Genomic DNA, 19,849 nt, shown 5'->3' with positions numbered 1-19,849 from the left:
GACCAGATGTGACAGGACGAGCGACCGCACCCGCGGAGGGGAGCGCCGGGCGACCGTAGACTGTGACGATGCCGCAGACGATCGCGTTCACCAAGGGCCACGGCACCGGCAATGACTTCGTGATCGTCCCCGACCCCGACGGCACACTGGATCTCACCGACGACCAGGTCGCCGTGCTGTGCGACCGGCGCTTCGGCATCGGCGGCGACGGCATCCTGCGAGTGGTCCGTACGAGTGCCATCGCGGAGGGCGCCGAGGCAGCCGCGTCGGGCGCGGAGTGGTTCATGGACTACCGCAACGCCGACGGCTCGAAGGCCGAGATGTGCGGCAACGGCATCCGGGTGTTCGTGCGGTACCTCGTGGATGCCGGCTGGGCCGATGTCGATGCGGAGCCTCTCCCGATCGGCACCAGAGCCGGCGTCAAGACCGTCAGTCGCAGCGACGGCACGGTCGGCGAGAAGGGCTTCGAGGTCGACCTCGGCCGGTTCGCGGTCGACGATTCGGGCGTCCTGGTGCGCACCCGCGGCGGGGGTGCCCCGCGCCCCGGGATCGGCATCGACGTCGGCAACCCCCACGTCGTGGTGGCGCTGCCCGACGATGCCGAGCTCGAAGGCCTCGACCTCGCCGCCCAGCCCCAGCTGCATCCGGAACCTCCGCACGGCGCCAACGTCGAGTTCGTGGTCCCCAGCGACCCTCTCGTGCGCGACGGCGTCGGGTCCATCCGCATGCGCGTGTTCGAGCGCGGTGTGGGCGAGACGCTCAGCTGCGGCACGGGCGTGGCGGCCGCGGCGCTGGCGGTGCGGCACTGGGCCGGTCCGGCGGCGCCCGACCACTGGGTGGTCGACGTTCCCGGGGGGACGCTGGGCGTGCGGATGCCGCAGCTCGACGGCGAGCGGCACGTGCTGCTGTCCGGGCCGGCGACGTTGGTCTACACTGGCGAGGTCACGCTCGCCTAGAGTCCGTCAGAGAGCTCGGGCAGCACGATCGGCTCGCTCTGGGGCGAGCCGTGGCGTCGCACCTTGAGCACGCGGAATCCCCGCGCCGTCGCGGCGCGGTACACGCTGAAGCGCCGATCCAGCGTGGATGCGAGCCATCGCTGGAGGGAGTCCGAGCCGAGGTTGCGCTGCACCACCAGCCACGCGTCCGCCCGCTCGTCCAGACGCGGGATCCACCGTTCGAGCAGGCCGTGCAGCTCGTTCTTGCCGACCCGGATAGGCGGGTTCGAGCGGATGGTGCGGAACACGACGTCCTCGGGAACATCGTCGGGCAGTGCGGCGTTGACGTTATCGAGCCCGAGATCGGCGGCGTTGCGCCGCACGAGGTCCAGTGCCCGTTCGTTCACGTCGACGGCCCACACGGTCGCGTGCGGGGCGTCGAGCGCCAGGCTGAGTGCGATCGGCCCCCAGCCGCAGCCGAGGTCGAGGAAGTTCCCGCCGGCCGGTGGCGGGGGAGTGTTCGACAGCAGCACCGCGGTTCCCGCGTCGACGTGGTCGGGGCTGAAGACGCCGCCGGCAGTGGTGACTTCGAGGCCGCGTCCGGCAAGCGTGACGCGGATGCGGCGCAGATTCTCGGGGCTGGCGGGCGTCGCACTGAAGTAGTGGTCGCTCCCCATGGCTGACGAGCCTAGCGGAGGTGCTCCCCGGGAGGGGAGCGTAGAATTCACGGATGCCGCGAACCGGCCGATGAGCGCCGGAAAAGGCATCCCGAAAGGAACACATGACGGATACGACGACACCCCAGAGCACCGACGAGACGCCGGTCGACCCGGTGGATCGCGTGCTGGCGCGCGCCGAAGCGCGCTCGGGGGTGCGAGTCTTCGGAGGCGCTCAGGCGCTCCAGGACGAGACCACGATCGGGCGCGCAGACACCGACGGCGAGCAGTGGGACCGCGAGGAGCGCGCCGCGCTGCGTCGCGTTCCCGGCCTGTCGACCGAGCTCGAAGACGTCACCGAGGTCGAGTACCGCCAGCTGCGGCTCGAGAACGTGGTGCTGGTGGGCGTGCACGCACAGGGTGAGACCGAGGATGCGGAGAACTCGCTCCGCGAGCTCTCGGCGCTCGCCGAGACCGCCGGCGCCGTCGTGCTCGACGGCGTGCTGCAGCGCCGGCCGCACCCGGATCCCGCGACCTATGTGGGACGCGGCAAGGCGGAGGAGCTGCGCGACATCGTCGCCGCCGTCGGCGCCGACACCGTGATCGCCGACACCGAGCTGGCCCCGAGCCAGCGGCGTGCGCTCGAGGACGTCGTGAAGGTCAAGGTGATCGACCGCACGACGGTGATCCTCGACATCTTCAGTCAGCACGCCAAGAGCCGCGAGGGCAAGGCCCAGGTCGAGCTCGCGCAGCTCGAGTACCTGCTGCCGCGCCTGCGCGGCTGGGGCGACTCGATGAGCCGCCAGGCCGGTGGCCAGGTGGGTGCGGGCGGCGCGGGCATGGGTTCGCGTGGACCCGGTGAGACGAAGATCGAGCTCGATCGTCGTCGCATCCGCACGCGCATGGCGATGCTGCGCCGGCAGATCCGCGAGTTCGCCCCGGCGCGTGACGCCAAGCGGGCCGAGCGCAAGCGCAACACCATCCCGTCGGTCGCGATCGCCGGCTACACGAACGCCGGCAAGTCGTCGCTGCTGAACCGGCTGACGAGCGCCGGCGTGCTGGTGGAGAACGCGCTGTTCGCGACGCTGGACGCCACCGTCCGGCGCAGCGAGACGGGCGACGGCCGCGTCTACACGCTCACCGACACCGTCGGGTTCGTGCGCAACCTGCCGCACCAGCTGGTCGAGGCGTTCCGCTCGACGCTCGAAGAGGTCGGCGACGCCGATGTCATCGTGCACGTCGTGGACGGTTCGCACCCGGACCCCGCCGCCCAGCTCGCCACGGTGCGCGACGTGATCGGCGATGTCGGGGCGCGCGACATCCCCGAGCTGGTCGTGTTCAACAAGGCCGATCTCGTCGACGACGACACCCGGCTGCTCCTGCGCGGTCTCGAGCCGAAGTCGATCTTCGCCTCCTCCCGCACCGGAGAGGGCCTCGACGAGCTGCGGGCCGCGATCGAGGCGGCTCTGCCGCTGCCGGCCGTGGAGGTGCGAGCACTGGTGCCCTACGATCGTGGCGATCTCGTGTCGGCGATCCACGAGCAGGGCATGATCCTGTCGCAGGAGCACGAGGAGGGCGGCACGGCCGTGCACGCCCGCGTCGGCGAGCATCTCGCCTCCCGCCTCGCACCGTTCGAGGTCTGACCGACCGGCGTCGCCCGGCTGTCGAGACGTCTCGTCTCGCTCGCTCCTCGCTCGCTCAACGACCGGGACTTCGACTCCCGGTCGTTGAGCGGAGGGCGCTCTGGCGTCCGCAGACGGAACGCCCGAGCGGGCCGCACGCGTCAGTCGAGCTCGAGCGGTGGCACTCCCGGCGTGTCGAACCCCAGCACCTGACCGAGGAACGACAGCTCGGCCTCCATCGTGCGCACGAGCGTGCCCGCGCTGCGGAACCCGTGCCCCTCGCCCTCGAAGGCGAGGTAGGCGTGGGGAACGCCGTTCGCCGCGAGGGCATCGCGCACCGCCTCCGACTGCGAGGGCGGCACCACTCGGTCGTCGAGCCCCTGCTCGATCAGCAGCGGCGTCCGCATCCGTTCGAGGTGCGTCAGGGGCGACCGCTGGACATACAGCTCCTCGGCCTGCGGGAGCGGGCCGACCATGCCGTCGAGATAGCGCGCTTCGAAGTCGTGGGTGTCTTCGGCGAGGCGGCGCAGGTCCGCGACGCCGTACCGACTGATGCCCGCGGCGAAGGCATCCGACTTCGCCAGTGCGCACAGCACCGTCCAGCCCCCCGCGGAGCCGCCGGCGATCGCGAGCCTCGCCCCGTCCGCAGCACCAGCCGCGGCGAGACCGCGTGCCGCGGCGATCACGTCGTCGACGTCGACGACCCCCCACTGCCCGAGCAGGCGCTCGCGGTAGGCGCGGCCGTACCCGCTGGAGCCGCCGTAGTTCACGTCGAGCACCCCGATGCCCCGGCTCGTCAGGTAGGCGATCTTCCCGGATGCCGCGCCGCCGACGTGGTCGGTCGGTCCGCCGTGGACGAACACCACGTACGGGGGTCTCTCGTCATCCGGCCCCGTGACGCGCGGGTTCGTCGGCGGGTAGTCGAACGCGTGCACGGGTCCAAGAGGCCCGGGCACCGTGGCGGCGCGGGACTGCGGCATCCACTCCGCGCCCCAGAGCGCCTCGCCGCCGACGACGGACCGTGCTGACTCCGGGTCGTCGACGGCCAGTTCCCACAGTCCCGCGCCGCGGGAGCCCGCGCCGGACACCAGGATGCGTCCGCCGCGGGCGTCCTCGATCGAGAGTCGCGTGACGGCGTCGATCGGCAGCACCCGCTCCGTTCCGTCGGGGGCGATCAGCACCAGGGTGTCGGCCCCGTCCGTCCGCACCGCCACGATCCGGCCGTCGCCCAGGGCTGCGAACCAGCGCGTGCCCAGCACCCACAGCGGTCCGCCGGTATCGGCATCGGCGGGCGCGATCGGCTCGTGGTGCAGATCGGCCGTGAGACGCAGGCGCCACAGATTCCACCTGCCCGTCGGATCATCGGCGTAGAGGAGGTCGTCGTCGCCGACCCACACCGGCTGCAGCGGTGAATGGCGTTCGTCGGACGACGGGTCGCCCGCCACGGTCGTCCACTCCATGACCTGGGTGTCGTCGAGTCGACCCACGCGCAGCTCGGCACGGTCCCAGGCCATGTTCGGGTGGTCCCAGGCGATCCAGGCGAGGTGCGTGCCGTCGGGCGAGAGCGCGGGGTGCGCGACGAAGTCGCTGCCGCCGGCGAGCGACGCCAGGCGTGCGGGATCCCGTGCCGCAGATCCGTCGAGCGGCACGTCCACGATGTCGCGCACGGGCGCGGCACCGGCTGTGTGGTCCTCGCGCACCGCCAGCAGCCGGCCGCGCTGCAGCGTCAGCCCGCCGTAGCGGACGTCGCCGGCATCGGGAGTCAGCGCGCGCGGCTCGTCGCCGGGGTGGAGTCGCCAGATGCGCTGGTCGGCCTTCTCCACGAAGTACAGCACGCGGTCGTCATCGGCGGTCCATGAGCCGCCGCCGTATTCGTGCACGTGCGAGCGCGCGTTCCACGGCGCCGGGAGAACATCGACGACGGCCCCGGATGCCGCGCGCCGGCGCACGGCGGAACGGCCGCCCTGCTCGGCGACGGACTCGCCCCACCAGACCTCGAGCTGCGCGCTGCCGCCCACGAAACGGGCGCCCTCGAGCCGGGGAGAAGCGGCCGACACCTCCGTCGCCGCGATCGGAGAGGGCCAGCTGCCGTACGGGAGAACGTCGGGTGTCGTCACGGAGACCACGCTACGACCAACCGCGCGCGTCGCGGGATCGAAACAGAAGGTCACAGGAGACCCCGCACGCGAGGGCTCCGCTACCGTGGACCCATCGACGCCCGGTCGTCCGCGAGGACGCCCCCGAAACCTGGGGGTTCCGGGCAGGAGCGACAGCCGAGCCCGGCACCCGCCCGCGAAGACACCCCTCCCGCCTCACGCATCAGGAACCAGCGTGGCGGAAGTGAGGTGCCGCGGCCGCCCGGGTCTCCCGTTCGGCTGAGCCCGAGTCCGATCCCTGAGAAGCAGGCCCATGTCCATCGACCTGAGCACTCCTCCCGTGCCGATCTCGTTCGAGGTGTACCCGCCTCGATCCGATGCCGGCGTCGCAGCCCTCCACGAGACCATCCGCCACCTGGCCGCCGTCGACCCCCGATTCATCTCGGTCACCTACGGCGCAGGCGGCTCCACCGGCGGCCGGTCCCTCGAGCTGCTGACGCACATCCTGCGCGAGACCCACGTCGAGCCCCTCGCGCACCTGACGTGCGTGGGCAACACCTACGCCGGTGCCAACACGCTGATCCGGGAGTTCCTGGATGCCGGCATCACGAGCTTCCTCGCCCTGCGCGGCGACCCGCCGGCCGGGGCATCGGAGGACGACGCCTTCCTGGGCGACCTCGGCAGCGCGGCCGAGCTCGTGCAGCTCATCGACCGGGTGCAGGCCGAGCGCGAGCCCTACACCGAGGCGCCGATCCCGGGGGTGCCGGGAGCAGTGCGCGTCGACAGACGGGCCCGCGTCGACATCGCCGTCGCGGCGTTCCCCAACGGTCACCCCCGGTCGCGCCACGCGTTCGAGGACATCGACGCGCTCCTCGCCAAGCAGGCGGCCGGAGCCACGCTCGCGATCACCCAGCTGTTCTTCCACGCCGACGACTACCTCGCCTTCGTGGCGCGTTCGCGCCAGGCCGGGGTGACGATCCCGATCCTGCCCGGCATCATGCCGATCACCTCCGGTGCACGGCTGCGGCGCGTGCTCGAGCTCAGCGGGGAAGCGCTCCCGGCCGACCTCGCGATCGCGCTCGACGTGGAGCCGACCGCCGAAGGTCAGCGGGACATCGGCATCGCGCACGCCGCGCGCCTCGCCCGCGAGGTCGTCGACGGCGGCGCGCCCGGCATCCATCTCTACGCCTTCAACAACCACGACACGGTCCTCGCGGTGCTCCGCGAGGCCGGCGTGCTGGTCCCGGCCACGCGAATGCCCCAGGCCGTCCACTGACCCGGACGCCGCGATCCGTCGGATGCCCGACGGTCTCTTCGGCGACCCCGAAAACCCCACTCCGAGATGCACGAAGCGAAAGAGAGAGCATGATGACCGAACCCCGCGTCACCTTCCCCCACGGCACGATCCTGGGCTATCCCCGGATCGGGCGCCGCCGCGAGCTCAAGCGCGCTGTCGAGGCGTACTGGACCGGCACGACCGATGCAGAGACCCTCGAGGAGACGGCGGCTGGACTGCGTCGCGCGACGCGCGAGCGCCTCGCGGAGCTCGGGCTCGGCCGCGACGACTCGTCGATCCCCGAGTCCTTCTCGTTCTACGACCAGGTGCACGACGCGGCGGCCGCCGTCGGCGTGCTGCCTGAGCGGTTCGCGGCCCTCCGCGGCGCGGACGGCGCGATCGGCCTCGACGCGTACTTCACCGCTGCGCGCGGTGCGGGCGAGGCGGCTCCCCTCGAGATGACGAAGTGGTTCGACACGAACTACCACTACCTCGTGCCCGAGATCGGCCCCGAGACGGTCTTCGCCCTCTCGAGCGACCGCTTCGCGCGCCAGGTGGCAGAGGCGATGGCCGACGGATTCACCGTTCGTCCGGTGATCGTGGGCCCGGTGACACTCCTCGCCCTCGCGAAGGGGACGGATGCCGCGCCCGCGGGTTTCGATCCGCTCGACCGCCTCGACGACCTGCTGCCGGTCTACGCCGAGCTGCTCGCGAGTCTGCGGACCGCGGGCGCGGAGTGGGTGCAGCTGGACGAGCCCGCCCTCGTGAGCGAGAGCCTGCCCGAGGGTCCGGGTGCGTTGGCGGATGCGGCTGCCCGCGCGTACGCGGTACTCGGCGGTCGGGTCGACCGGCCCGCGATCCTCGTCGCCGCCGGTTACGCGCAGCTGTCGGACGAGGCGTGGGCGGCGCTCGCCGCGGCGCCGGTCGAGGCCATCGCCGTCGACCTCACACGGGGCGCCGTTCCGGCCCCGGTCGAGGGGCTGGCAGCCAAGACCCTCGTCGGAGGCGCCGTCGACGGGCGCAACGTGTGGCGGGGTGACCTGGAGGCGGCATGGGCGAAGCTCGAGGCGCTGCGGGCGCTGGGAGCAGGCGCCGTCACCGCGGGCACCTCGACGTCGCTGCAACATGTGCCGCACGACGTCGAGGACGAGACGACCCTGGACCCGCGCCTGGCGGCGTGGCTGGCGTTCGCCGATCAGAAGGTCGCGCAGGTGGCGACCCTCGCTCGGGGCCTGGTGGAGGGGCGCCCGGCCATCGCAGACGCGCTGGCCGAGGCATCCGCCGCCCTCGCCGACCGGCGCAGCGCACCCGGCGTGCGCGACGGTGCTGTGCGCGAGCGGGCGTCGGTACTCGGTGCGGAGGACTTCGCCCGCGGAGACTACGACGATCGCGTCGCCGCGCAGGAGATCGAGCTGGCCCTCCCGGTGTTGCCGACCACCACCATCGGATCGTTCCCGCAGACCGGTGATATCCGGCGAGCGCGTGCGCGTCACGGCCGCGGCGAGCTCAGCGCCGACGAGTACGAGAGCTTCCTGCGCGCCGAGATCGCACAGGTGGTGACGCTGCAGGAGGACATCGGCCTCGATGTCCTCGTGCACGGCGAGGCCGAGCGCAACGACATGGTGCAGTACTTCGCCGAGAACCTCGAAGGGTTCGCGGTCACCGAGAACGGCTGGGTGCAGTCCTACGGCTCGCGGGCGACCCGGCCGTCGATCCTGTGGGGCGACGTCGCACGTCCCGAGGCGATCACCGTGGCATGGTCCGCCTTCGCGCAGTCGCTGACCGACAAGCCGATGAAGGGGATGCTGACCGGTCCGGTGACGATCCTCGCGTGGTCGTTCGTCCGCGACGACCAGCCGCTGGGGGAGACGGCGAACCAGGTGGCGCTCGCCCTCCGCGACGAGATCGCCGACCTCGAAGGTGCGGGCATCCGCGTCATCCAGGTCGACGAGCCGGCGCTCCGCGAACTCCTGCCGCTCAAGCGAGCCGCTCAGCCCGCCTACCTGGAGTGGTCGGTCGGCTCGTTCCGCCTCGCGACCGCCGGTGCCGCGCCGGCGACGCAGGTGCACACGCACCTCTGCTACTCGGAGTTCGACGTGGTGATCGACGCCATCGCGGCGCTGGATGCCGACGTCACCTCGATCGAGGCTGCGCGCAGCCGTGGCGAGGTGATCGGCGACATCGCGACGTCGGGTTTCGCCGCCGGGATCGGGCCGGGCGTCTACGACATCCACTCGCCGCGTGTGCCGTCGGTCGACGAGATCACCGAGCTTCTCGACCGCACGGTCGCCGAGCTGCCGCTGCGCCGCGTCTGGGTCAACCCGGACTGCGGGCTGAAGACGCGGGGATACGACGAGACCGTGGCGTCGCTCAAGAACCTCGTCGCGGCGACGCAGGCGGTGCGTGCGAGCGTGCCGGCCTAGGACCGCTTCTTCGTGGCGGATGCCGCGGCGGCTTCGGTCGCGGCATCCGTCTCGATCACGAGCGTGTCGGCGTCGGCGTCGACCGTATCCGCGTCGACGATCACGACGGTGTCCGCATCGGCGTCCACGTCGGGTTCGTCCGCAGCCGCTGCCTCGGCCGCGGCTGCCGCCTCGGCCGCCGCGGCGGCCTCTTCAGGGCGGCGCTGGAGCAGCTCGAACACCCACCACACGAGGAGCCACACGACGAGCACGAGGAACACCTCGCCGACCGAGAGCGGGCGCAGCAGCATCAGCCACACGATGGCCAGGGCGCCGAGCACGATCCGCACCAGGATGCGCTGGTTGTGCAGCCACGTGCCGAAACGCCCCGTGTCGACGCCACGCTTGAGCAGTGCGCCCCGTACGCCCGCGTTCACGGAAGCGACGCCGCTGCGCGTGGCACGCGCACCGCGCCAGCGGCCCGACATCCATGCGATGACGGCGATCACGATGCCGAGCAGCGTGAGCACCACCGCCGTGTCGCGCATGGCGGTGGTGACCTGCTCGTACATCGCTGCGAGCGCGCCGGCCGGAACACCGAGGCTCGGCGCGCTGAGAGCGAGGATCGACCCGCCGATACCCAGGCCGATCGCCAGCACGCCGGCGCCGAGAGCGATGCCGGCACCGGTGCCGAGGACGGCTGTGGATCGCCGCCGTGCGATGAGGATGCCGGCCAGGAACAGCACCAGCGCGATGATCGGCGTCCACCAGCCCGCGGCGACGGCGAGGTTGTACACGGTCCCGACCACGGTGAGTGCGTCGCTCTGCGCGACCACGATCGTCTTGTCGATGACGGGGATCGACTCCGCGAAGCCGATCCCGCGGTCGACGAGACGCTTCTTGACCTCTTCGATGATCGGGGCGAGCTGGATGCCGACCTCACCGTTCGCATCGATCACCACCGCACCCGACGAGGTGCCGCCGGCCGCGACGGCCTCGAGCGATCGGTGGCTCGCGCGCAGCGCCGTCTCCCAGACATCGGCGAAGGCATCCGATTGCACCAGCCGCGTGACCGTGGTGTCGACGAGGTTCTGCAGTCCCTGCGCAGCGGGCGCGCGCAGCAGGTCGAGTGCGGCAAGAGCGCGCGGCGGCAGGTCGAGCTGCTGGATGCCGTCGAACAGGTCATTGGTGAGGGTCTCGAGGTTGAGGGAGTCCTCGATGGCCGTGGTCACCTGGTCGGCGACCATCGCCTGCACCTGCGGGTCCTCCGCCAGCGGCGCGAAAGTCTCGACGAACCGCGTCTCGTCGACGAGCTCGACACGCGCCCATGAGGCGACGATGGAGACCGGCACCAGGATGGTCGCGATGACGATGCACAGCGCCGACAGGAACGCGCGCCAGCGGTTGCCTTGGGGCTTGTCCGCGGGGGCGGGCGCTGGAGGCAGCGTCTCGGCGCGCAGGCGGGCGTTCTCGGCTTCGAGGGCGTCGAGACGCGCGCGGAGCGCTGCGCTCTCGTCTGCTGCGGTGAGGTCGGTCATTCCCCCCTTATAGCGCCTGCGGGTGACGCGCCGCCAGTGACCTCACGGTTCCGCGGCGAACTCGGGATCGGCCACGGCTCGCCCGAAGACCGCCCCGGGCCGGCTCACACCGCGCGCAGCACGGCCACGACCTTGCCGAGCACGGTGGCCTGGTCGCCGAGGATCGGCTCGAACGCGGAGTTGCGGGGCAGCAGCCACGTGTGGCCGTCGCGCTGGCGGAACGTCTTGACCGTCGCCTCGCCGTCCAGCATCGCCGCGACGATCTCGCCGTTGTCGGCCGTGGCCTGCGACCGCACGACGACCCAGTCGCCGTCGCAGATGGCGGCGTCGATCATCGACTCGCCCGAGACCTTCAGCATGAACAGATCCCCCTTGCCCACGAGTTGGCGGGGGAGGGGGAAGATCTCCTCGACCTGCTGCTCGGCTGTGATGGGGACGCCTGCGGCGATGCGGCCGACCAGCGGGACCAGCGCGGCGTCGCCGACGGAGGGCGCGGCGTCGGCCGGACTCTCGGTCGCCGTGCCCGGCAGGTCGATGAGAACTTCCATCGCCCGCGTCTTGCCGGCATCGCGCCGCAGATAACCGCTCAGCTCCAGCTGGTTGAGCTGATGGGTGACGCTGGACAGCGACTTCAGGCCGACGGCGTCGCCGATCTCACGCATGCTCGGCGGATACCCGTGGCGCGCGATCGACCGCTGGATCACCTCGAGGATCGCCAGCTGTTTGTCACTCAGGCTCTTGCGCCGACGAGTCTGGGGCTTCTCGCGCCCGGCCGCGTCGCTCATCTTCCGGCTCCGTCCTGCGCTCGGCGTGGAGCGCTGTTTCTTCGAATGTCGGAGGCCCGTGGTGGGGTTCTCGTATCGAAACCGTATCCGGATCACGCGCTTCTGGGGAACAACCCGGCCGCGTGTCGCGTTCGAGAGATCGTCGCCCAGATCCGGTATTGACATCGTACAGTCTCGAAGATAGCTTCGGAAGAGAGGTTCGCATTCATCGCTCCCGGCCGAGCGGTGAATGCGAATCTCTCCCCATCGGGAGGAGCCCAGCATGACCGCGATCCACTTCACGACGTCCGTCCCCTCGCCGGCACGTGCCGCGCGCCTGGCGGCACAGCGCGTGCAGGGCGCCGCACGGCGGGTTCCCGCGAACGCCACGGTTGAGATGAATGGCACCGTCGAGCCCGGCTCCGCGGAAGGCATGGCACGACCCACCCGCCTGCGCCTCACCGTGCGCGGCCGTCGGGTGCTCGCGGCGCTGGCCGCGCTCCCGGCGGTGATCGCTCTGAGCGCGGCGGTGGTCGGAGGCGGGGCCGCGTTGGCGTCCCGTGATGCCGGTGCGCCGGCAGGTTCCTTCCAGACCGTGACGGTGGCCGCGGGAGACTCGCTCTGGAGCATCGCCGAAGAGATCGCGCCCGACCGTGATCCCCGGGACGTCGTCGACGAGCTCGTGCGCCTGAACGCCCTCGACAGCGTCGCCGTGCGCGCCGGACAGAGCCTCGCGATCCCGATGGGTTCCGACGGGGTTGCGTCAACCGGCGAGGGTCGCTGAGTCCCGCCTTTCGGTGGGCGGGGTCTCGCGTCGTCACGCGGCGGAGCCCTCAGCTCCGACGGGCCTAGCATGGGAGAGGTGAGTGCACGTCTCGAAGACCTCCCCTTGCGCGCCGATCTCCGCGGGCAGAAGCCATACGGCGCCCCGCAGGCGCCCCTTCCGGTGGCGCTGAACGTCAACGAGAACACCCATCCCGTTCCGGCCGAGGTCGCGGACGACATCCTTGACTCGATCGCGCGGGCACTCAGCGACGTCAATCGCTACCCCGACCGCGAATTCACCGCCCTGCGCGAGGGCTTCGCCGACTACCTGGGTCACGGCCTCACGCGCGACGAGGTCTGGGCGGCGAACGGCTCGAACGAGGTGCTCCAGCACATCCTGCAGGCTTTCGCAGGACCCGGACGCACGGCGTTCGGCTTCGCGCCCACGTACTCGATGTACCCGCTCCTGACCCGCGGCACCGGTGCCGAGTGGATCTCCGGCACCCGATCCGAGGATTATTCCGTGACGGCGGACGATGCGGCCGCCCAGATCGCGCACGCATCGCCCGATGTGGTGTTCCTGTGCTCGCCGAACAATCCGACCGGGACCCCGCTCGGGCTCGATGTGGTCGAGGCCGCGTATGAAGCGACGGACGGCATCGTGATCGTCGACGAGGCCTACTTCGAGTTCGCCCCGCACGACGAGCGCTCCGCCCTGACGCTGCTGCCGGGCCGCGAGCGTCTCGTGGTCTCGCGCACGATGAGCAAGGCGTTCGCCTTCGCGGGCGCCCGGGTCGGCTACATGGCGGCCGATCCCGCGCTCATCGACGCGCTGCGGCTGGTGCGCCTGCCGTATCACCTCAGCGCGCTCACGCAGGCGGCGGCTACGGCTGCCCTCCGGCACGCGCCCACGATGCTGGGCATGGTCGACGAGATCGTGGCCCAGCGTGACCGGATCTCGGCCACCGTCGAGGCGCTCGGCTACACGCCGCACGAATCGTGGACGAACTTCGTGCTGTTCGGGGGAGTGGCCGATCCCGCCGCGACGTGGCGTGGGCTCTACGACCAGGGCGTGCTCATCCGCGACGTCGGCATCCCGGCGCATCTGCGGGTCACGGCGGGGACGGCGGACGAGACGACAGCCTTCCTCGACGCGCTGGCCTCGGTAGGATCGGCGGCATGAGCGCCGCACCACGCACCGCCTCGCTGCGCCGGGCGACGAGCGAGTCGACCGTCGAGCTCGAGCTGGATCTGGACGGCAGCGGCCGCAGCCGGATCGATACCACGGTCCCGTTCTTCGACCACCTGCTGACCGCGTTCGCGAAGCACTCGCTCACCGATCTCACCGTGCGTGCGTCGGGCGACACCGACATCGATGCGCACCACACGGTCGAGGACATCTCGATCGTGCTCGGCCAGGCGATCCGCGAGGCGCTCGGCGACAAGTCGGGCATCGCGCGCTACGGCGACGCACTGGTCCCGCTCGATGAGGCACTGGCCCAGGCCGTCGTCGACATCAGCGGCCGCCCGTACCTCGTGCACACGGGTGAGCCTGCGGGTTTCGAGCACCACCTCATCGGCGGGCATTTCACGGGTTCGCTGGTGCGCCACACGTTCGAGGCGGTCGCGTACAACGCCGCCCTCACGGTCCACGTACGCGTGCTGTCTGGGCGCGACCCGCATCACATCGCCGAGGCCGAGTACAAGTCCTTCGCGCGCGCCTTCCGTCAGGCCAAGGCCCTCGACCCGCTGGTCGACGGCATCCCCAGCACCAAGGGCGCCCTGTGAGCGAGAGCACGGCCCGCACCGAGGACCGGCCGGTCGTCGCCGTCCTCGACTACGGGTCGGGCAACGTGCACTCCGCCGTGAAGGCGCTCGTCGCCGCCGGCGCCGACGCGCGGCTGACCGCAGACCCCGGCCTCGTCCGCGACGCCGACGGGCTGTTCGTGCCAGGGGTCGGCGCCTTCCGCGCCGTCGCAGAGGCGCTGCGCGCCAGCCGGGGCGACCAGCTCATCGAGCGCCGTCTCGCGGGGGGACGCCCCGTGCTCGGTGTGTGCGTGGGAATGCAGATCTTCTTCGAGCGCGGCGTGGAGCGCGGCGTCGACACCGAAGGGCTCGGCGAATGGCCGGGTGTCGTGACGGAGCTCGACGCCCCCGTCCTTCCCCACATGGGGTGGAACACGGTCGAGCCCGGTGAGGGCACGCGCCTCTTCAGCGGGATCGAGCACGAACGGTTCTATTTCGTGCACTCCTTCGGGGCGCAGAAGTGGCTGCTCGACGTGCAGCCGCCGTTCCCCGAGCCGATCCTCACGTGGTGCGACTACGGGGCGCCGTTCCTCGCGGCGGTCGAGAACGGACCGCTGTCGGCCACGCAGTTCCACCCCGAGAAGTCGGGGGATGCCGGCATCCGTCTGCTGTCGAATTGGATCGACGGGCTGCGCGGGGCTACCCTCTGAGACCGTGCCGTCTGCCGGAGCGCGTGCTTCCCGGACCCGCCATACACAGCTTTCGATGCCTGAGCCAGGAGCCATGAACGATTTCGCGTCCACACCCAAGCTCGTCCTCCTGCCCGCCGTCGATGTCGCCGACGGCAAGGCCGTCCGCCTGACGCAGGGTGAGGCGGGGACCGAGACGAGCTACGGCGATCCCGTCGACGCGGCGCTCGACTTCGCGCGACAGGGAGCCGAGTGGATCCACCTCGTCGACCTCGACGCGGCGTTCGGCCGCGGCAGCAACGTCGGTGTGCTGCGCAAGGTGATCAGGCAGGTCAAGGGCGTGCAGGTGGAGCTCTCCGGCGGCATCCGCGACGACCGCACGCTCGAGGCTGCTCTCGAGAGCGGGGCGTCGCGCATCAATCTGGGCACGGCCGCGCTCGAGAACCCGGAGTGGGCGGCCGACGTCATCGGGAGATACGGCGACGCGATCGCCGTGGGGCTCGACGTGCGCGGCACCACGCTCGCCGCCCGAGGCTGGACGCGCGAGGGCGGCGACCTGTGGACGGTCCTCGATCGGCTCGAATCGGCGGGCTGCAGCCGCTACGTGGTGACGGACGTCACGAAGGACGGCACGCTGCAGGGGCCGAACCTCGACCTGCTGCGCGAGCTCACCGCGCGCACGCCCAAGCCGATCGTGGCCTCCGGGGGCGTGTCGAGCCTCGACGACATCGTGGCGCTCCGCGATCTCGTGCCGCTCGGCGTCGAGGGTGTCATCGTCGGCAAAGCGCTCTACGCCGGCGCGTTCACGCTGGCCGAGGCGCTGGATGTCGCCGGATACTGACCCGCACGCCGCCCCCCACGGGCACGGCGGCGACTCCGCCGGCGTTCCCTGGGAGGGACGCAGCTTCGAGACGAACCCGCACGCGTCCGACGACGGCTCCGCCGATCCGGCGCTGCTCGCCGCGCTGACGGCGTTCCGCGCGGGCGAGGGCGGTCAGCGCGAGGTGATCGACGCCTATCGGGCGGCGCGTCTGCTCATCCCGCTCGTCGCCGAGAAGGGTGCGAGCGGCGTCGGCGCGCACGGCCTCGAGGTCGACAAGACGCAGGAGCTGTCGATCGTCACCGTGGCCGCGCCCGACGGTCGTCGGGTGCTGCCGGTGTTCTCGTCGGTCGACGCCATGAAGCGGTGGGATGCCGCGGCCCGGCCGGTCCCCGCCGACGGCGTCCGCACCGCGCTGTCCGCTGCGGCCGACGACACCGATCTCATCGTGCTCGATCCCGGCTCGGACACCGAGTTCGTCATCCGCCGCCCGGCCGTGTGGGCGATCGGCCAGGGCCACGCGTGGGAGCCGAGCTTCCTGTCGCCGGAGGTGTTCGCCGGATTGCACGACAGCACCGGCGCCGAGCTCTCGGTCATCGATCTGTCGGTGGAGCCGGGCGACCCCGACGCCCGCCTGCGCGGACCGGAGCTCGTGGTGCGCCTGCACCTGATGGACGGCCTCGAGAAGACCGAGCTCGACGCCGTGCTCGCGCGGCTCGCGGCTCGCTGGGCCGCGGACGATCGCATCGCCGTCCTCGTGGACTCCCTCACCGTCAAGCTCGTCCGCGCCTGAGCGCAGGCGCCGCCTGAGCCCGCACGCCGCGGCGCCTCAGCCCGCGCGGCGCGGCGCCTGAGCCCGCGCATCCGCTCGTCGTCGAGTCCGCCGCGGACGCATCAACGCGGGCCGACCCGCCCCGTGCTCTTGCGCACCCCCGTCCGGCGGCGGAGGATCGGCTCGGCGAAGGGGGCGACCATGGACGGTGCCACGAAGGAGCAGTACCGGGAGGCGCTGGAGGCGGCGCATCGACACGCGCTGAGCTGGCTGGACTCGCTCCCTGACCGTCCCATCCGCCCCGCGCTCGATGTCGACGGCGTGCTGGCACGACTGGAACGTCGACTGCCCGAGGACGGCACGGACCCGCGGGACGTCGTCGAGGAGCTCGCCGCGGCATCCGAGCCGGGTCTCATGGCGATGGGCTCCCCGCGCTTCTACGGCTTCGTGATCGGCGGCGCCTACCCGGCCGCGTTGGCGGCGGACTGGCTGGTGGCCGCCTGGGACCAGAACACCGGATCCCGACAGCCCACGCCGGCGACGGCCGCCGTCGAGGAGGTCGCCGGCGGCTGGCTCCTCGACCTGCTCGGTCTTCCCGCCGAGAGCGGAGTCGGTTTCGTGACCGGCGGGACCACCGCCAACCTCGCGTGCCTCGTCGCGGCGCGTGACGCCGTGGTGCGCCGGGCGGGAGCGGATCCCGCCGCCGGACTCGCGCAGGCGCCGGCGATCCGGTTCCTCGCCGGCGATGCGGTCCACACCTCGATGCAGCTCGCGGGCCGTATCGCGGGCCTCGGCCTGCCGCAGACGGTGGGCGCCGACGATCAGGGCCGCATCGACGTCGCAGGCCTCGAACGCGCACTCGCCGACGGCACCGGACCCACGATCGTCGCCCTGCAGGCCGGCGACGTCCACTCCGGGGCGTTCGACGACTTCACGGCGGCCGTCGCGGTCGCCCATCGTGCCGGTGCCTGGGTGCACGTCGATGGCGCCTTCGGTCTCTGGGCGGCGGCCAGCCCGCGGCTGCGTCACCTCGTCGCGGGTCTCGCCGACGCCGATTCGTGGGCGACGGACGCGCACAAGACGCTCAACGTGCCCTACGACTGCGGGGTCGCGATCGTGCGCGACGAGGCGGCGATGACGGCGTCGCTGGGCGCCCACGCCGCCTATCTCCCGGCGGTGGCGAGCGTCCCGGACCCGTACGACCGGGTCCCGGAGCTCTCGCGTCGGGCGCGCGGAGTGCCGGTGTGGGCTGCGCTGCGGTCGCTCGGCCGGCAGGGCGTCGTGCGTCTGATCGACGGACTGGCGGATGCCGCGACCGCCCTCGCCGCAGGGTTCCGCGCCGTGCCCGGGCTCGAGGTGGTCAACGACGTGCCGTTCACGCAGGTGTGCCTCGCGACGGGCGACGATGCGGCGACCGCGGCGCTGGGGGACTGGCTGCGCGACGAAGGCACGGTGTGGGCGTCATCGTCCACGTGGCGCGGCCGCACCGTGGTGCGCTTCGCCGTGAGCAACCACGGCACCGACGCCGAGGCCGTTCGCCGCACGATCGATGCCGTGGCCCGCGGAGCGTCCGCGCTCGGCATCGAGGGCTGAGCGCTGGCGCGGCGTCCCGTTACCTTGGCACGGTCACGTGCCGGAGGTCAGGTGACCGGGCCGGTCCACTTCTCGCCGGGACCCTTGCCGATCGGATCGGGGATCACGGACGCCTCGCGGAACGCGAGCTGCACCGAACGCAGCCCGTCGCGGAGCGAGCGGGCGTGCATGTCGCTGATCTCGGGGGCACCCGCGGTGATCAGGCCGGCCAGGGCGTTGATGAGCTTGCGGGCCTCGTCGAGGTCCGTTTGCGTCGCAGGGTCGTCGGCCAGGCCGACCTTGACCGCGGCGGCGCTCAGCAGGTGCACGGCGGCGGTCGTGATGACCTCGACGGCGGGCACCTCGGCGATGTCGCGCGAGGCGGACGCCGCGGCGCGCTCCTGCTCCTCCCAGCGGGCCTGACGCTCGGCATCCACCGCCGTCGTGCTCGTCGTTTCGCCGTCCTGGTCTCGAATCGTGTCCACGCCGTTCTCTCTGATAGACTGCTGCGGTCTCCGGTACGTTCTGTGCCGGATCGGAAAGTGGATCACATCCCACCCGCGCTTGCCGTTCCAGGCTACCGGGTCATGCACTCCGCCCCGACCGTCCTGCGGCCACGCAGAAACGGGAGGGGTAGCCGCCAGGGCAACCGCGCGGGAGCTCCGTCACCGGAGAGGGTGCAGGAAGTCGGCGCTCGAAGCGTCTGACGGGTGGAATGGATCCTCTCTCCGCCCGCGACATGAACATGTGTCGTGGTGGTCCATCCCATAACCCAAGGAGTTCCGCATCAGCGATCCCCGCACCAACGACCGCATCCGCGTCCCCGAGGTCCGCCTCGTCGGACCCGCGGGTGAGCAGGTCGGCGTCGTCCGCATCGAGGTGGCGCTGCGCCTGGCCCAGGAGGCCGACCTCGATCTCGTCGAGGTGGCCCCGAACTCGAAGCCGCCCGTGGTCAAGATCATGGACTACGGCAAGTTCAAGTACGAGGCTGCGCAGAAGGCCAAGGAAGCGCGTCGCAATCAGGCGAACACCGTCCTCAAGGAGGTCCGGTTCCGTCTGAAGATCGAGGCCCACGACTACATAACCAAGCTCAAGCGCGCCGAGGGCTTCCTGCAGGCCGGCGACAAGGTCAAGGCGATGATCCTGTTCCGTGGCCGCGAGCAGTCGCGCCCCGAGCAGGGTGTGCGTCTCCTCCGCAAGTTCGCGGAGGACGTCGCCGAGTTCGGCACGGTCGAGTCGAACCCGACGATCGACGGCCGCAACATGGTGATGGTGGTCGCCCCGCACAAGAACAAGTCCGAGGTGAAGACCGAGCAGAACGCGCAGCGTGCCGCCAACAAGGAGGCAGCGCGTTCCGCCCGTAACGGCAGTGGCCCGCAGGGCGACGCCGACTCGGACGCCGCAGCCGAGACCGAGGCTCCGGCCGCCGAGTCCGAGGCCGCCACGGCCGAATAGGCCCCACAGACTCCCGCACCGCGGGATACCGACTCCCGCCTGGGCGGGAAGTGAAACGAAGGAAGAAGAGATGCCGAAGCAGAAGACCCACTCGGGCGCCAAGAAGCGCTTCAAGGTCACGGGCAGCGGGAAGCTCATGAAGCAGCAGGCGAACCTTCGCCACAACTTCGAGGGCAAGCCCAGTCGCCGTACCCGCCGCCTGTCGCAGGACCAGGTCCTCGCGAAGGGCGACGCCAAGGTCGCCAAGAAGCTCCTCGGCCTCTGAGCGCCGACGCAGGAATAGGAATCAATCGAAATGGCTAGAGTCAAGCGGGCCGTCAACGCCCACAAGAAGCGTCGCGTCATCCTCGAGCGCGCCTCCGGTTACCGGGGCCAGCGCTCGCGTCTGTACCGCAAGGCGAAGGAGCAGGTCACCCACTCGCTCGTCTACGCGTACCGCGACCGTCGCAAGCGCAAGGGCGACTTCCGCCGTCTGTGGATCCAGCGCATCAACGCCGCTGCCCGCCAGAACGGCATCACGTACAACCGCTTCATCCAGGGCCTCGGCCTCGCGGGTGTGCAGGTCGACCGTCGCATGCTCGCCGAGCTCGCGGTGAACGAGCCCAAGACCTTCGCGTCGCTCGTCCAGACCGCCAAGCAGGCGCTGCCCGAGAACGTCAACGCTCCCAAGAGCGCCTGACACGCGGCATCCGCTGTCTCGGAAGGGGCGTCCTCCTCACGGAGGGCGCCCCTTCTGCGTCG

19 protein-coding genes are annotated in these 19,849 nt (G+C 71.4%); 14 read left to right on the top strand and 5 right to left on the bottom strand.

What is annotated here, in order from left to right:
- Positions 1-68 precede the first annotated feature (68 nt).
- Positions 69-956, top strand: coding sequence for a diaminopimelate epimerase (gene dapF / locus NCG93_RS09660; protein WP_194413867.1), 888 nt, complete (start codon positions 69-71; stop codon positions 954-956).
- Here the strand turns inward: dapF and NCG93_RS09655 are convergent.
- Positions 953-1,612, bottom strand: a complete 660-nt coding sequence (locus NCG93_RS09655) for a class I SAM-dependent methyltransferase (RefSeq protein WP_194413866.1) — start codon at positions 1,610-1,612, stop codon at positions 953-955. The genes dapF and NCG93_RS09655 overlap by 4 nt on opposite strands.
- Positions 1,613-1,716: 104 nt before the next feature.
- Between NCG93_RS09655 and hflX the strand changes: the two genes are divergently transcribed.
- Positions 1,717-3,234 (top strand): GTPase HflX, encoded by a 1,518-nt coding sequence (gene hflX / locus NCG93_RS09650; protein WP_194413865.1) that lies wholly within the window; start codon positions 1,717-1,719, stop codon positions 3,232-3,234.
- A gap of 140 nt (positions 3,235-3,374) precedes the next feature.
- On the opposite strand, the gene NCG93_RS09645 is transcribed toward hflX, so the two are convergent.
- Positions 3,375-5,330, bottom strand: a complete 1,956-nt coding sequence (locus NCG93_RS09645; protein ID WP_194413864.1) for a S9 family peptidase — start codon at positions 5,328-5,330, stop codon at positions 3,375-3,377.
- Between the two features lie 292 nt (positions 5,331-5,622).
- Here NCG93_RS09645 and NCG93_RS09640 point away from each other — a divergent pair, with 292 nt between their 5' ends.
- Entirely contained in the window at positions 5,623-6,585 is a 963-nt protein-coding gene (locus NCG93_RS09640; RefSeq protein ID WP_194413863.1) for a methylenetetrahydrofolate reductase, read from the top strand.
- Between the two features lie 89 nt (positions 6,586-6,674).
- Complete coding sequence (gene metE / locus NCG93_RS09635; protein WP_372495969.1) at positions 6,675-9,008, top strand: 5-methyltetrahydropteroyltriglutamate--homocysteine S-methyltransferase; 2,334 nt, start codon at positions 6,675-6,677, stop codon at positions 9,006-9,008.
- On the opposite strand, the gene NCG93_RS09630 is transcribed toward metE, so the two are convergent.
- Entirely contained in the window at positions 9,005-10,525 is a 1,521-nt protein-coding gene (locus tag NCG93_RS09630) for a hypothetical protein (protein WP_194413862.1), read from the bottom strand. The two genes, metE and NCG93_RS09630, sit on opposite strands and share 4 nt — an antisense overlap.
- Positions 10,526-10,629: 104 nt before the next feature.
- Entirely contained in the window at positions 10,630-11,310 is a 681-nt protein-coding gene (gene lexA / locus NCG93_RS09625; RefSeq protein ID WP_194413861.1) for a transcriptional repressor LexA, read from the bottom strand.
- Between the two features lie 376 nt (positions 11,311-11,686).
- Between lexA and NCG93_RS09620 the strand changes: the two genes are divergently transcribed.
- The 7 genes from NCG93_RS09620 (at position 11,687) to NCG93_RS09590 (ending at position 17,674) form a co-directional block, all read left to right on the top strand.
- The gene (locus NCG93_RS09620) at positions 11,687-12,073 is read left to right on the top strand and encodes a LysM peptidoglycan-binding domain-containing protein (protein ID WP_194414895.1); all 387 of its coding nucleotides are present in this window, start codon (positions 11,687-11,689) and stop codon (positions 12,071-12,073) included.
- A gap of 69 nt (positions 12,074-12,142) precedes the next feature.
- Positions 12,143-13,237, top strand: coding sequence for a histidinol-phosphate transaminase (locus NCG93_RS09615; protein WP_194413860.1), 1,095 nt, complete (start codon positions 12,143-12,145; stop codon positions 13,235-13,237).
- Positions 13,234-13,842 carry an imidazoleglycerol-phosphate dehydratase HisB gene (gene hisB, locus NCG93_RS09610; protein ID WP_194413859.1) on the top strand — a complete coding sequence of 203 codons (609 nt, stop codon included), beginning with the start codon at positions 13,234-13,236 and terminating at the stop codon, positions 13,840-13,842. Before NCG93_RS09615 ends, hisB begins: the two co-directional genes overlap by 4 nt.
- Positions 13,839-14,510 carry an imidazole glycerol phosphate synthase subunit HisH gene (hisH, locus tag NCG93_RS09605; RefSeq protein WP_194413858.1) on the top strand — a complete coding sequence of 224 codons (672 nt, stop codon included), beginning with the start codon at positions 13,839-13,841 and terminating at the stop codon, positions 14,508-14,510. The genes hisB and hisH overlap by 4 nt, the downstream gene beginning before the upstream one ends.
- Before the next feature lie 73 nt (positions 14,511-14,583).
- Positions 14,584-15,330: a bifunctional 1-(5-phosphoribosyl)-5-((5-phosphoribosylamino)methylideneamino)imidazole-4-carboxamide isomerase/phosphoribosylanthranilate isomerase PriA gene (gene priA / locus NCG93_RS09600; RefSeq protein ID WP_194413857.1), complete on the top strand. Its 747-nt coding sequence runs from the start codon at positions 14,584-14,586 to the stop codon at positions 15,328-15,330.
- Positions 15,314-16,102, top strand: a complete 789-nt coding sequence (locus NCG93_RS09595) for an SseB family protein (protein ID WP_194413856.1) — start codon at positions 15,314-15,316, stop codon at positions 16,100-16,102. The genes priA and NCG93_RS09595 overlap by 17 nt, the downstream gene beginning before the upstream one ends.
- 180 nt (positions 16,103-16,282) lie before the next feature.
- Positions 16,283-17,674, top strand: coding sequence for a pyridoxal phosphate-dependent decarboxylase family protein (locus NCG93_RS09590; protein WP_194413855.1), 1,392 nt, complete (start codon positions 16,283-16,285; stop codon positions 17,672-17,674).
- A 47-nt stretch (positions 17,675-17,721) separates the two neighbouring features.
- Here NCG93_RS09590 and NCG93_RS09585 read toward each other — a convergent pair whose 3' ends face one another.
- Entirely contained in the window at positions 17,722-18,090 is a 369-nt protein-coding gene (locus tag NCG93_RS09585; RefSeq protein WP_163620451.1) for a DUF1844 domain-containing protein, read from the bottom strand.
- Between the two features lie 349 nt (positions 18,091-18,439).
- On the opposite strand from NCG93_RS09585, the gene infC reads away from it, so the two are divergent.
- The 3 genes from infC to rplT all read left to right on the top strand — a co-directional run bounded on the left by infC (position 18,440) and on the right by rplT (position 19,787).
- Positions 18,440-19,108, top strand: a complete 669-nt coding sequence (gene infC, locus NCG93_RS09580) for a translation initiation factor IF-3 (protein WP_194414894.1) — start codon at positions 18,440-18,442, stop codon at positions 19,106-19,108.
- A gap of 70 nt (positions 19,109-19,178) precedes the next feature.
- Complete coding sequence (rpmI, locus tag NCG93_RS09575; RefSeq protein WP_194413854.1) at positions 19,179-19,373, top strand: 50S ribosomal protein L35; 195 nt, start codon at positions 19,179-19,181, stop codon at positions 19,371-19,373.
- 30 nt (positions 19,374-19,403) lie between these two features.
- On the top strand, positions 19,404-19,787 hold the full coding sequence (gene rplT / locus NCG93_RS09570) for a 50S ribosomal protein L20 (protein ID WP_109211834.1): 384 nt from the start codon (positions 19,404-19,406) through the stop codon (positions 19,785-19,787).
- Positions 19,788-19,849 lie beyond the last annotated feature (62 nt).

This window comes from Microbacterium yannicii (assembly GCF_024055635.1).
Taxonomy (GTDB): Bacteria; Actinomycetota; Actinomycetes; order Actinomycetales; family Microbacteriaceae; genus Microbacterium; species Microbacterium yannicii.
Note: the sequence above shows the minus strand (reverse complement) of the source record. Positions and strands in the feature narration are given on the sequence as shown.

Bases quoted from the DNA above. Each gene is read 5' to 3' on its own strand.
- dapF (WP_194413867.1), top strand. From the start codon at position 69: ATGCCGCAGACGATCGCGTTCACCAAGGGCCACGGCACCGGCAATGAC.
- NCG93_RS09655 (WP_194413866.1), bottom strand. From the start codon at position 1,612: ATGGGGAGCGACCACTACTTCAGTGCGACGCCCGCCAGCCCCGAGAAT.
- hflX (WP_194413865.1), top strand. From the start codon at position 1,717: ATGACGGATACGACGACACCCCAGAGCACCGACGAGACGCCGGTCGAC.
- NCG93_RS09640 (WP_194413863.1), top strand. From the start codon at position 5,623: ATGTCCATCGACCTGAGCACTCCTCCCGTGCCGATCTCGTTCGAGGTG.
- metE (WP_372495969.1), top strand. From the start codon at position 6,675: ATGATGACCGAACCCCGCGTCACCTTCCCCCACGGCACGATCCTGGGC.
- NCG93_RS09630 (WP_194413862.1), bottom strand. From the start codon at position 10,525: ATGACCGACCTCACCGCAGCAGACGAGAGCGCAGCGCTCCGCGCGCGT.
- lexA (WP_194413861.1), bottom strand. From the start codon at position 11,310: ATGAGCGACGCGGCCGGGCGCGAGAAGCCCCAGACTCGTCGGCGCAAG.
- NCG93_RS09620 (WP_194414895.1), top strand. From the start codon at position 11,687: ATGAATGGCACCGTCGAGCCCGGCTCCGCGGAAGGCATGGCACGACCC.
- NCG93_RS09615 (WP_194413860.1), top strand. From the start codon at position 12,143: ATGGGAGAGGTGAGTGCACGTCTCGAAGACCTCCCCTTGCGCGCCGAT.
- hisB (WP_194413859.1), top strand. From the start codon at position 13,234: ATGAGCGCCGCACCACGCACCGCCTCGCTGCGCCGGGCGACGAGCGAG.
- priA (WP_194413857.1), top strand. From the start codon at position 14,584: ATGAACGATTTCGCGTCCACACCCAAGCTCGTCCTCCTGCCCGCCGTC.
- NCG93_RS09595 (WP_194413856.1), top strand. From the start codon at position 15,314: ATGTCGCCGGATACTGACCCGCACGCCGCCCCCCACGGGCACGGCGGC.
- NCG93_RS09590 (WP_194413855.1), top strand. From the start codon at position 16,283: ATGGACGGTGCCACGAAGGAGCAGTACCGGGAGGCGCTGGAGGCGGCG.
- rpmI (WP_194413854.1), top strand. From the start codon at position 19,179: ATGCCGAAGCAGAAGACCCACTCGGGCGCCAAGAAGCGCTTCAAGGTC.
- rplT (WP_109211834.1), top strand. From the start codon at position 19,404: ATGGCTAGAGTCAAGCGGGCCGTCAACGCCCACAAGAAGCGTCGCGTC.